This is a genomic window from Vibrio ostreae, assembly GCF_019226825.1.
Taxonomy (GTDB): domain Bacteria; phylum Pseudomonadota; class Gammaproteobacteria; order Enterobacterales; family Vibrionaceae; genus Vibrio; species Vibrio ostreae.
In genome coordinates this window covers 2,205,380-2,217,601 of the sequence record NZ_CP076643.1, presented here as the reverse complement: position 1 = coordinate 2,217,601, position 12,222 = coordinate 2,205,380, and the positions used below count along the sequence as shown (strand labels likewise).

The window sequence follows — 12,222 nt, the reverse complement described above, 5'->3', positions numbered from 1 at the left end:
TGGAAGTGCTCTTTAGCGTGATTTGGATTAAGTTTATGATTTAATCTAGTTTGGCGTTGCGCCGAACTCTAATTTATTGAGTGGTTTTGCAGCTGCGGAACGGCATTTCCGAACTGCAATAGTTACTCATGCTTCGCAACGATTGCAGATCGGAAATGCCGCTCCGCGTCTTTAAGTAAAGGGCTCTCGTGATACAGGGAAACCTGTATCACCCTCATTTTTTTATGTAAGCAACGACATCAATGAAGCTTTCAGTCCTAAGTCACGTATCTCCAGAAGTTTTTCCTGTTGAATTCAGTCATTACTTGGCTAAGAGGCCTTCAGGGCACTATAAAGTTTATAAGATTCCCAAACGAACATTTGGCTTTAGAGTGATTGCTCAACCCACTCCTGAGCTAAAACGCATTCAGCGCGCTATCGTTGAGCAGATGAAATCTCACGTGCAGATTCATAGTTCAGCTAAAGCGTATGTAAATGGAATCAATATAAAAGAAAATGCGAGAGTGCATGTTAGTTCTAACTATTTGCTAAAATTGGATTTGGAAAATTTCTTTAATAGCCTAACACCTTCTATGTTTTTGAAGGCTCTGAACTATCAAGAAATTGAGTTGTTTCACAAGGATATTGAGCCATTGATAGAATTACTATTTTGGAACAGAACTAAGAAGAAAAGCCCCAACCTAGTACTTAGCGTCGGAGCACCTTCTTCCCCTTTTTTATCAAATTTCATCATGTATGAATTCGATAAAATCATCACAAACTACTGTACCAAACTAAATATTAACTATTCTAGATATGCTGACGACTTGACATTTTCTACTTCAGAGAAAAATTTATTATTTACCATTCCTAAATATATAGAAAATATTTTACTTGATTTATTTGATGGAAAAATAAAACTAAATCAATCTAAGTCATTTTTTCTTCCAAGGCACACAATCGCCATGTAACTGGAATAACAATATCTAACAATAATAAATTATCCCTTGGTCGAGATAGAAAAAGATACATACGCGCATTACTACATAAGTTTTCTATAAGAAACCTTGAAAACGAAGATGATGTAGAACATTTGAAGGGTCTTATTGGCTTTGCTAAAACTGTAGAGCCGAACTTTATAGATAGAATGAAAAATCGATATGGTGAAAAGGTTTTCATTGATTTATTCAAATATAGTGGTGGAAATTAGATGGAAGAAAAAATTAGCAAAACAATTCGAAGGTTGATTTCTAGGTCTAATAAAGGCGATTTTTCAGCCTCTTTCCAACTGGCACAGTCATATGATGAAGGATTTAGCGTTGAAAGGGACAAAGAAAAGTCACAACATTATTTATCCGTCTGTGCTAGTCAACTTAAAGAAAATAAATTTAGGATAAAATCAATAAAACTGAATAATTATAAAGGATTTGCGTTCTTAGATTTAACTTTTCCTATGGAAAGTTCCACTACGGTCTTAGTAGGAAACAATGGTTGTGGTAAGTCAACTGTGCTAGAGGCAATAAAAAAGTGCTTAACTCATCTCAACTCTAGATTAGCTACAAAATCAAACAATGGCGATCTGATAGAAGAAATTGAAATAAAGAATGGTGAAGACTTTTCAAGTATTGGCGCGGAATTCGAAGTAGAACAGCAAGCCGTTAATATGGAATTGATGCAAAAGACTGCTTTAAGCTCAAAAAGAGCTCGAGGTAGTTACACTCAGATCAATGATATATGTCAAATTTTAAGACAAGCCAACGAATCAGACCCCCAACTATCCCTACCACTATTCTGTTCATATACAGTAGAAAGAGCAAATGATGTTACGACCAAAGATATAGAGGAATCTGACGAAATAAAAGATGAACAAGTATGGAATAAAGCCAAGGCGTACAGTAAAAGTTTATCTGGAAAAGCGGATTTTAAGTTATTCTTTAGATGGTTTAAGGAGTTAATTGAAAGTGACAACGATCTTTCAAGTAACGCAGATGAGCTAAGAGTAAAGATTCAAGCTAAAGAAGCAGAGATAAATAGCCCATTGCTGAAAGAGCTAATAAATAAGCATCCTGAGTTGGAACATCTTTTAGAATCTCACAAAAAAGAGTTGGTAGAATATAAAAATCAATTAAATTCAATATACACTACAGATGAGAAATCGTTAGATATTGTCAAGGAGGCTATATATAAATTTCTTCCAGGTTTTAGCAATTTGAAACTTCAGAGAATGCCCCTAGACTTAACGCTTGATAAAAATGGAACTCAATTAAGTGTACTACAACTTTCCCAAGGAGAAAAAACCATATTGGCTTTAGTGGCAGATATAGCGAGAAGACTTACTTTACTTAACCCCAAATCGTTATCACCTTTAGAGGGGGCAGGAATCGTTCTTATAGACGAGATAGACCTACATTTACATCCTTCTTGGCAACAGAAAATTATTCAAAGGCTTGAGTCTACGTTCCCAAACATTCAGTTTGTAGTAACAACTCACAGCCCTCAAGTTTGCCATACTATTGATAGTTCATCTATCTGGTTGCTAAAAGATGGGAAAAAGTATCGAGCCCCCAAAGGCACTAGAGGTGCTGTATCCTCTTGGGTGTTAAAGAATCTATTTGAGGTCGAGGTTCGTCCACCGGATGATGAAATAACAAAGAACCTGAAGCGCTATAGAGAGCTTGTTTATGATGACAAGTATGACACCGAAGATGCTTTAGAGTTGAGAAAACAACTCTCTCGACACTTCGGCTCTGCATATGAGGACTTAGTTCAGTTAGATTTGTATATAGATAACCGTAAGTGGGAGAAAGAGTATGAGGAAAATCAATAAGTCTCAAGCTCCGAATGAGCTTACTATTTATGCTATATCCAACCCTGATGATACTTGGGATAATTTTCGAGGTAATAATAGTAGAGACGCAAAAAAAATAAAAAATAAAATTTTCTCAGAACAAAACTATATTTGTGCGTACTGTGAAATTGATCTTTGTGAAGATAATGTATTTGAACATCATAGAAGAGTTGAACACTTTAACTCAAAATCTGGTTGGGTTGTAGGTGATGCTCGGCCCAATTGGCACTTGGACTGGAACAATGTTATTGGAGTGTGTATTGGTGGCACAGATAGAAATAACACTGAACAGTTTGTTATGCCAGACAATAAGTCGTGTGATTCATATAAAGAACACCTCGAAACTAACCACGGCGAAGGTAAAAGATGGCTAGGAAAAATTGTATCTCCTTTAGAAAATAATTTAAGTAGTGATATGTTTAACTTCTCTCTAGCCACTGGAATGCTAGAAGTTAACGTAGGTACTACAAACTTAAAAACATTCACACACAATAATTTTGCTACAAGCTCAGAACTTCTAGAGTCTACTATCGAAAAGCTTAATCTGAATTGTGATCGGCTAAATCTTGCAAGACTAGAGATCCATATTAGTTTTGAAAAGCTAATAGCGTCTTTCAAAAAGACAAAGGATATAAAAAAATTCAAGTTTATGCTGCGTAAGTGGGCAGGGGGAGATGGACCTATTTACTTTCAAACGACAAGAGACATTTTGGTTAGAGAGAATCGTATTGCCAAAAAAGCTCTAGAAGATTAGCCCCCCAACCCAATCTAAAATCCTAGATCGCTGGGTCGGTCACACCAGACTGACCCTGTAATCTCTCTCTAAGGCTTACTCTGCCTGACTTCCAGCATGATGTAGTTTCTGTAATTATCGCGACGGCGTCGTCGGTCCGGTCTCTATCCGGTCTTTAGCTGCGATTTTGGCTAGATACCGAGCTGGACACGAACCCTAATGTAAATTTCCTATTTAGGTTTTCCGTCCAGTTTGTCGTCGTCGTCGACGGGAGTTCCATCTGATTCCACTAACCCAACTCTTAGCCCTAACTCATACCAGATTCGCGCTGTAACCCAGTGTGCCGTTGGTTTTTCCGGTTCCAGTATGAATACCAGCCCCATGATTAGCCGCTGTTTCTGGAGCTGTCGTTGAGTGTCGATGATTACTGGCCGAAATCATTTAAGAGATAACAGACCGATTACCACTGAGGGTAATTGTAAACCTCCCTTCATTAGTTACATCCATAATTAGAGGTTTCGGACTGTTCATGTTTCATCAAGTATTCCCATGGTGTCAGATCCTTGAGCGCATCATGGGGACGTTCTTCGTTATATTCTGTCATCCAGTTCTCAGTCAGCTCACGGACTTCGTTCAAGGTTTTGAAGACATACATGTTGAGAATTTCCGTTCGATAAGTCCGGTTGAATCTTTCAATAAAGGAATTCTGCGTGGGTTTTCCAGGTTTAATGAATTCCAGAGCGATACCATGCTCCTCTGCCCAACTAGCCAGAGTAACTGAGATGAATTCTGGACCGTTGTCCATACGTAGCTTATTGGGATAACCCCGCCAGGCAACCACACGTTCCAGTACCCTGACGACGCGCTGTGATGGCAGGTTCAAGTCAATTTCGATAGCGAGGGCCTCGCGATTAAAGTCGTCCACCAAGTTGAACGTACGGAATCGCCTACCGCATTGCAGGCTGTCACACATAAAATCCATAGACCAGCAATGGTTTGCCTGAGCTGGAACAGCCAAAGGCTCAGGATTTCTCGATGGTAGCCGACGCTTACCACGACGACGCTTATTCAGCCTTAGTTCACAGTAAATCCGGTGCACGCGCTTATGATTCCATCCATGGCCCCAACGGCGCAGTATTTTATACAGCTTGCTGAATCCATACGCGGGATAACGCTCCGCTGCTTCTATTAGCTTGGCAATGACTTTATTATCTTGCGTTTGATCAGGCTGGTATCGATAGACTGAATCACTGATGCCAACAACGCGACATGCCAGGCGTAAACTGGCTCCATGCTGCTCTCGCGCATAGTCTACTAGTTCACGCCTTATCGCTGGCTTTACAGCTTTTTTTCAATGATGTCTTTGAGTATTCGATGCTCCAGACTTAGGTCAGCAAACATGGCTTTGAGTCGCCGATTTTCATCTTCTAGGTCTTTCAGTCTTTTAATGTCAGACGCTTCCATACCACCGTATTTGGATTTCCAGTTGTAGTAAGTCGCCTCTGAAATACCGTACTCACGGCAGACTTCTTTAACCAGTCTGCCTGCTTCCACTTCCTTTAAGATCTTCACGATCTGTGACTCTGTGTAACGGGATTTTTTCATCAGAAGTTCTCCTTATTGGCTCAGTTTACGCCGAAGAACTCTAAAAAGGTATGCCACTATTTTAGGGGAGGTTTACATAATCGGTCATCATTGAATGCTGTTTTTCCTGACTGGCTAGTTCTGGGAGCTTTAGGATCATAGGTGTCCTTCCCGCCACTGAACTAGCTATCCATCCCATATCTATATTAATTAACTTCAGCTAATGGAACGGAATGTTGGTTATATTTTTGTTGGTTCCAGCGCGAAGTTTTTCTGGGGTTCGGTTCTGGTGTTGAGTGGTATGTATCTGCTCTGATTCGTGCTGTACAGACGAGAAAAGGATATTACTCTGGACTAGGAAATGCATCGCTGTGGTGACTACGTGGAAGGATTCGGCTGACCTGATGGACCAGCGCTTACCGGAAGTAGTTATTGTTTAGAGAAAAGGGACCGGATATCGACCGGACTAGAACGAAAAAAGGCTTACGGATTTCTCCATAAGCCTTAAGGAATAATGGTGGCCCCTCCCAGACTTGAACTGGGGACCAATCGATTATGAGTTAGCCACTAACGCAGGAAGTCTAGGAAAACCGAGGTAAATTAAGCGTAACTAAAAATACCTTAAAGTATTTACTAAACAGTAGTTTAGCGTATTTTTGGTAAAAGTGTCAAAACTAGTGACTGTACCTCTAGTGTACCTTTGGTAGTGAGCAGGAAATACTTCTGTCAACAGAGTTGATATTTAGTTGCGAGGCCTTTACGTATTCGTTTACCAGTAGTTCGGACGAACTTTCCAAGTGCTCTGAAGTAATGGACTGGCATTAAAATAACTTCTGTATTCTCTAATCTATAGTTTGCTCGTTATGTAAAATCTAAAATTTTTAACTATCTTGGGCGCTAAAAATGATATGTGCAATAATGTAACCTTATAAAACAAATTAATCATTTGTAGCGTGTGAAACGCAATCGAAAAGATAGAGCAAGGAGGCATTTTTGACTACAAGTTATATTAGTGAGCATACTGCAGAATATGTACTTGTTCCTGAAATGAAGTCTGTCTTAGAGCAGGAATTTTCTGTTGTATTACCGATATTCCCCTGGCTGACTAGAGAGTTTAGTAAGGTCGGTAAAAGTACACATGGTTTTTCCTCATTCCGAGTTCTCGCCTTGTTCCCAAGACGTCCCAAAATTTCTAATAGTGATATATATCTAACTATAAATAGTGAATTATCAGCCTGTAATCAACATGCGAAGATGCATGGGATCACGGTAGTTGCTGGATGTCCTATCGCAAGGAACCTTAGGGAGTTGGCCTCATGTAGAGAGTGTGTTTGGCTTCGTATAGATAGCCACTATGATTACTTAAAAGACGTTTCTAAACTAGGTTCAATGAGGCTAACAAACGCAGATGTACTTGAAGAGGTTTTATGTAGTCCTGAACAATCTATGGATTCTTTAGAAATGTTTATTAGGTCCGCTAGGGATACTCTGCCTGTACGTTTCTTTGGGGCGAGGTACAAGCCTGTTTACTTTCTTGTTTCTGATTAAGAAACTTTCGATACTGATTATGATGTTTCAGGAATCAACTAAAACCTGATCGGCACAGAGTAAAACCAGTGTACAGTCACTAATATGCTAATGTGTGAGAGCTTATAGAGGCAGATTGGTGTACAATTGGCATTTTTTGTTGTAAGTACAATTGCATATGGTTTTTCTACCGAGACTCTGACATGTCGAATCTAAAGCTCTGCATTTTGCTATGTTTTTCTGCAGCCGTTGGAACAATGTTGTTTTGGGTTGCCCTGTTTCTTTGGTTCAGTGAGCCAGTGAGCGTTATGATTGAAAGTGCCAGAGCTGCTTTTATTGAGCGACCAGAGTCACCACTTGGTTATGCTGATGCAGTAATGCTGGGGCGATTGGTTGATAAAGGTATTGTACTTGACGCAAATTCTCTCATGTCTCAGATATCTAGTTTCTACACAACAATTATCACAATATTGATTACGTTGCTGACAATTTTGGGTATATCTGTTCCGCTTTACATTAAAACGAATGCTGAAACTATTGCCACTAGGCAAACGAAAAGTGAGGTTATTCGGTATTGTCGAGAGAATAATGGATTTCATGTGGCGTTAAGAGATGCGGTAGATGCAAGGACTCCATCGATTACTGAATCCCTGAGGGACATTTTAGATGTAACTGATGACCTTATGAACCTTCAGCAAAGAGTCGATTCTATAGAGCCGAAAGTTAATGATTTAAACGGAGTTAGTTCTGAAAGTATTGATGAGATTAAAGAGAATATTAGAAATATAATATCTCATGTACAGACACTTGATCCTCTTGTAGATAGAGTTGTACAAGATGATGAAGGTGAAGGACTTTTAACCGATGTGGTTCTAGATGATAGCAATATACAAAGTCAAAATTTACATGCAGTTAATGACGATGATAGTCAATTAAATCGTGAGGATACATAAGTGGCGATTAGAGCGCGTAAACATCGTTTTAGCAATAATTTAAATCCTGTTGGCATTATGCCTCAGGATAGAAGAACTCCTCAAGAGTTGCTGGATATTGTTAGAGACCAAGCCCATGATGGAGAGGATTCTCTTAACGCAATCGCACGTATTTTTAGTATTAGAGTTGAGTATAGACCCTTGAAAACAGATGCTTCAGGGTCTCTCACATTTAATACGGAAGAAGACCAATGGGTAATAACGCTAAATAGTCTTCATCATCCTAAAAGGCAAAGGTTTACATTTGCTCATGAATTGGCACATTATTTTTTACATAGAAATGAAAATAATGAGTTTTCGGATGCTGTTTTTTTTAGAGCAGATAATGTAAATAGTCCTATGGAGTATGAGGCTAATAATTTTGCAGGCGCATTATTAATGCCAAAAGATGAATTTATTCATTATGTGAGGACAGAGTCTAATTCTATCGAGAGTGTTTCAAATCACTTTAATGTATCAGCGATGGCCGTAAAAGTTAGAGCTGATGTTATCAGAGGGAATAGTTATGAGTTCTAAATACTATCCACTATTAAAGTCTACTGTATCAGAACTTAGGGCATTAAAATCGTTAGAAGAAAGAGACTTGTCTAATATACTTCCTGTTTTTGAGCTTACTAAATCTCGAAAATCTAAAAATAATCTAGGTAGTGATGTCTATAAAAAAATAGATGAAATATTAGATATCATAACTGATGGTGAGTTTGTTCTGGATTTGACGAATGAAGAATCCTTGTCAAATGAGCAAATTGAAAGTTTTTTTGATGACAATAATGCCTTCTATAACTGGACCGATTTTATAAGAAGAATTGTTGAAGAGAAAGAAGCTAATGTTATCCCCATGCTTCTTGCCTATGAAGACTCTTCGAGACGTGAGTTAAAGAAGCAAGCTAGCAGGTTGTTCAAGTTTTGTGACTGTATCAGTATACGAATCCCTGTGGAGCTGGTTTCAAAGCCTATCGTAGATGAATTGCTGTGCGTAGTTGAAGAATACTCAGAAATAAAAGTATTTATAGATCTGGGATATGTTAACGAAGCTAACCTTAGTGAAAAAATTACACAAGCGGAAAAACTATTAAATTTGGTATTACATGTAGACGATGGTTTAGATGTAGTTATGCTAGTCTCCTCATTCCCATCGTCTGTTGTTGCATTAGTACCGAAAGACGAAAAGATGTCTAGTAAGTTCCCTGTTTATGGACAGAAAATATATAATTATTTGAGAAAAATTGACCCAGAACTTCAATATGGAGACTACGCTTGTATTCACCCTTATCGTGGAGAACCTAGACCTATGATATGGATTCCAAGAGTAGACTATCCTTACGATAATCATATTCTATTTGAACGTTCTCGGCGGGAAGATGGAGGGTATGAGACTTGCGCAGCAGCCGTTAAAAATAATCCATTATATGAAAAGTATTATATTGATTGCTGGGGAACTAGAGAAATTGATTCAGCTTCCAAAGGTACAGCTAATGGGAAAAGTCCGTCATATTGGATATCGGTAAGGTCCAATATACACATGACTCGAATGTCAAGGAAGTAATAAAAATAGATAATTAATATGTTGAACCTTACAAAAAGGCTGTGATAGTTCGCATAGCTAATACTTCGAGATCATGAGCAGATATTTTTTTTCCAAGCTCTTTTCTAAATAATGTAAAAACAGGTATGACTTTTTCACTTACACTGTTGTATGCCAGTTCGTTCACTTCACTAAAAGTTAATTTTTTGGCTAACTCCTTAATCATATCCACTCTGTTAGACTTTATAGTACTTAATGATGATAGGTCTTGAGTTAATAATAGATCTAACGCTATTAACTTATCAAGTTGTCTACGTGCTTTGGCTTTCCTTCGTTGTCTTATCTTCCCATTAACATAAATTAATACACCAATGTTTTTGGGTATATTTGGCAAGATGCCTATGTGCTTCTCACTTATTAAGACCGATACTTTATTGAAAGATTTTTGATAATCAACTAGTTGCTCTACCAACGAGTATGTATTATCAACATCACTTTTTATCTCTATTGCATGCGTACAACCTGTTTCAACAATTACAAGATCAGCACGTCTTTTAGAAAAAGCGAAAGGAACTTCTGTTGCAAAAGGTGTATTGGGGCTAGTCTCTAGTAGATGTTCAATAAGCAGCAACTTGTAGTCAGATTCATTTTGATTGTAACTTTTTGACATTTGCAACTACCCATCGTCTGAGAAGGGCGGATTATAGCTTACTGTCAATTTAAGTTAAATATACCTTGTGTTTTAACAGGTGAATATCATATCAAAAGCTCTTCTACTTCGAGTCATTGGTCTAGCGCTGCGGGGCCAGTCGTCATAAGTTCCTAACGGCATGCAAACTCTTCTAAACGTTTGATAGTGCAATTCTCCCTAACATGTTGGAACAAAAACTAGGTAAGCGTTAGGAAAAATGAGGTGATAGTGTGTCGTAGAAAAACTGCGCCACATCTTCTAGATGTTTCTCATACACGGCAATGTCATTTTTATATTGCATTCCGTACAAAAGCTCTTCTCTTGTTTGGGGCAGTGGTATTTTAGGAATTTCGCCTTTGTTTGAGTAAGGATAACGGCGCAAAGTAAAAACGTCTTTGTTCAATTCAATATCGGCTTTAAGTGAACGCTGGAATTGTTCTGCGTACTTTTGTTCTAGCCAGGCCGCATCTTCTGGATAGTTGACTGTGATTTTATGGTATATCTTTGCTAGATCGTGAACATTTTTCGTGTGTTGGACTTTGTTCGCAACACTTCCATTCCACATGACCGTAGTTCTTATGCTCTTTAGAAAGCATTCGATAGCCAGCGCCAGTAAGATGTAGTAGGAGTTTGAAGTTACGTGATTTTCTTTCAGTATTTGTGCAGATTCGTAGTATTCCCGACCGTATGTAAACAGCCCGAAATCGACCATATTTTCTGTTGTTGAATCACTCATGGTTACCTCTGATTTTGACGTGACTTCGAGCTATACCTCTTTTCCAACTCTTCTCGCATCTTGGCTGACACATCTTTCATTTCTTGGCGAAGATCTTCAATCTCTTCAGGCGTGAGTGGTCTTGGCCCATCATGAGCTAGGTAGTCAGAACGAGATGCTCTGGCTTCTTTTCTCTTTCTCAGTTCTTCTCTGGCCCATTTCGACGACTCATGCATATCTTTCCTCAAGTTTTCCTTTTCGGCTTCTGTGAGGGGGCGTGGTGGCTCTGTATTGGGTGCTTTTCTTTTCATGCTGCGTCTGGCTCTCTCGGTAAGAAGATTTTGGTGGTTTGAGTCGATTACCTTCCTGGCGTAAAAACTATCATCTCACCATATGCTCAGGTGCTCAATATGTGAGCTGTTCTTGCTGCCAGGTGACCAAGTATCCAATGGGAGTCCAGAGGGGCTTGCCCCTTTGGGCATAGCGCAGCGTAAACCTTCAATACTTACTTAAAAAGTTTATTCATGACGAGGGACGAGGCATGAATAAACCAGTGATAGAGCTTAACCGTTCGGTTAATGAAGTAACCACTTGTTATACCGGATTCTTTTATCAACTCTCATTTTTTCGGAACGCTTGTAGGTAAATCAAAACGGAGTCGGTTGAACAGACTCAACTGAGTTATGTCAGAGGGATACGGTGCAAGATTTTAGATATATTCAGGTTAAAACTTGAGCGTTAGCGTTAGTGGCTGATTTGAAGACGTGACAAGTCGACCAAAGCTAATTGGCATGAAGAAATTGGGAGTGCTAATGAATGGGTGGGTATCTCAAGTCGAGCGGTGTTAAGCCTGTATCAAATTGCCCCTGGAATGACTCTGTTTGTGTGGCTTCATCTACTATCGCTTTAACTCGCTTCTTCTGGGCCATTTTACTTAAATAGGTAGGCCATACGTTACACCGGCCCGTTTTTTTTAACCGCTCCAGTGCATGATTCCTTTGTTCATCCAGCCAGCCCGACTTCAAACGAAGCTCTTTCATCAGTTTCATGGTGAGCCATTTAAGTCCAGCCGTCCCACGAATTTGACCGTCTTGGTTACGAATATCCATGTTGGCACTGTTGAGGTAGCCTGCTTGCGTTAATTTATCGATATAACGAAACCAAGAGGATTCAGGCATTGTTTCGTTATACATTTTTTCATACCGTTTGATCATGGCTCGGTGTTTGACTGGATCATTAAATGCGGTCTTTGGGATTCCAATGCGGAATGTTGCCCAGTCCATATAACTGATTAGAACCGTTAAGACCCGAAACGCTCTGACTCTTACGCGGCGCTGCATATCCCTGTGAGGGCTAATCAGTGAATTTAGTGACCTGAGAACAAAGGGTTTGTCCTGAAAGTGCTTCAGCTTGTCTATCAAGCGGCGAGTAGCCTCTGGCACGCTACCTTGTTTTACTACTCGCAGAACTACACGTACTTCAGAGGAATAGCCTTTGATTGCTGTTGGTGTTGTTTTAGTGTTCTTGCGTGACATGCTATCAGTCCTCACAAGACACATTGGATAGGGTGAAATTTAAGCACTTTAACTCTGTGTGAGGTGCTCTATAATGTTTTATTGTCATGTTAT

General features: G+C 39.2%; 12 protein-coding genes. 7 read left to right on the top strand and 5 right to left on the bottom strand.

Annotated features, from left to right (window positions below; all coding sequences use genetic code 11):
• Positions 1–242: 242 nt before the first annotated feature.
• The 3 genes from KNV97_RS16265 (at position 243) to ptuB (ending at position 3,581) form a co-directional block, all read left to right on the top strand.
• The gene (locus tag KNV97_RS16265; RefSeq protein WP_218562342.1) at positions 243–950 is read left to right on the top strand and encodes a reverse transcriptase domain-containing protein; all 708 of its coding nucleotides are present in this window, start codon (positions 243–245) and stop codon (positions 948–950) included.
• Between the two features lie 239 nt (positions 951–1,189).
• Entirely contained in the window at positions 1,190–2,806 is a 1,617-nt protein-coding gene (ptuA, locus tag KNV97_RS16260; protein ID WP_218562341.1) for a retron Ec78 anti-phage system effector ATPase PtuA, read from the top strand.
• Positions 2,790–3,581 (top strand): retron Ec78 anti-phage system effector HNH endonuclease PtuB, encoded by a 792-nt coding sequence (gene ptuB / locus KNV97_RS16255; RefSeq protein WP_218562340.1) that lies wholly within the window; start codon positions 2,790–2,792, stop codon positions 3,579–3,581. The genes ptuA and ptuB overlap by 17 nt, the downstream gene beginning before the upstream one ends.
• Before the next feature lie 472 nt (positions 3,582–4,053).
• Here the strand turns inward: ptuB and KNV97_RS16250 are convergent.
• Positions 4,054–5,165, bottom strand: a protein-coding gene (locus KNV97_RS16250; protein WP_407701889.1) for an IS3 family transposase whose coding sequence is annotated in 2 segments (ribosomal slippage) — positions 4,054–4,904 and positions 4,904–5,165 — 1,113 coding nt in all. Because the reading frame shifts where the segments join, the coding sequence is not laid out codon by codon here.
• 972 nt (positions 5,166–6,137) lie between these two features.
• On the opposite strand from KNV97_RS16250, the gene KNV97_RS16245 reads away from it, so the two are divergent.
• From KNV97_RS16245 to KNV97_RS16230, 4 genes are all read left to right on the top strand, one after another.
• Complete coding sequence (locus tag KNV97_RS16245; protein ID WP_218562339.1) at positions 6,138–6,692, top strand: hypothetical protein; 555 nt, start codon at positions 6,138–6,140, stop codon at positions 6,690–6,692.
• A 182-nt stretch (positions 6,693–6,874) separates the two neighbouring features.
• Positions 6,875–7,624, top strand: a complete 750-nt coding sequence (locus KNV97_RS16240; protein ID WP_218562338.1) for a hypothetical protein — start codon at positions 6,875–6,877, stop codon at positions 7,622–7,624.
• Positions 7,625–8,179 (top strand): ImmA/IrrE family metallo-endopeptidase, encoded by a 555-nt coding sequence (locus tag KNV97_RS16235; protein WP_218562337.1) that lies wholly within the window; start codon positions 7,625–7,627, stop codon positions 8,177–8,179.
• Positions 8,169–9,209, top strand: coding sequence for a beta family protein (locus KNV97_RS16230; protein ID WP_218562336.1), 1,041 nt, complete (start codon positions 8,169–8,171; stop codon positions 9,207–9,209). The genes KNV97_RS16235 and KNV97_RS16230 overlap by 11 nt, the downstream gene beginning before the upstream one ends.
• Positions 9,210–9,237: 28 nt before the next feature.
• On the opposite strand, the gene KNV97_RS16225 is transcribed toward KNV97_RS16230, so the two are convergent.
• From KNV97_RS16225 to KNV97_RS16210, 4 genes are all read right to left on the bottom strand, one after another.
• Positions 9,238–9,858 carry a sce7726 family protein gene (locus tag KNV97_RS16225; protein ID WP_218562335.1) on the bottom strand — a complete coding sequence of 207 codons (621 nt, stop codon included), beginning with the start codon at positions 9,856–9,858 and terminating at the stop codon, positions 9,238–9,240.
• A gap of 229 nt (positions 9,859–10,087) precedes the next feature.
• Positions 10,088–10,615 (bottom strand): hypothetical protein, encoded by a 528-nt coding sequence (locus KNV97_RS16220; protein ID WP_218562334.1) that lies wholly within the window; start codon positions 10,613–10,615, stop codon positions 10,088–10,090.
• A 2-nt stretch (positions 10,616–10,617) separates the two neighbouring features.
• A complete protein-coding gene (locus KNV97_RS16215) occupies positions 10,618–10,905 on the bottom strand; it encodes a hypothetical protein (protein ID WP_256612145.1) in 288 nt (95 codons plus the stop codon).
• Between the two features lie 498 nt (positions 10,906–11,403).
• Complete coding sequence (locus tag KNV97_RS16210) at positions 11,404–12,129, bottom strand: hypothetical protein (RefSeq protein ID WP_218562333.1); 726 nt, start codon at positions 12,127–12,129, stop codon at positions 11,404–11,406.
• Positions 12,130–12,222: the final 93 nt, after the last annotated feature.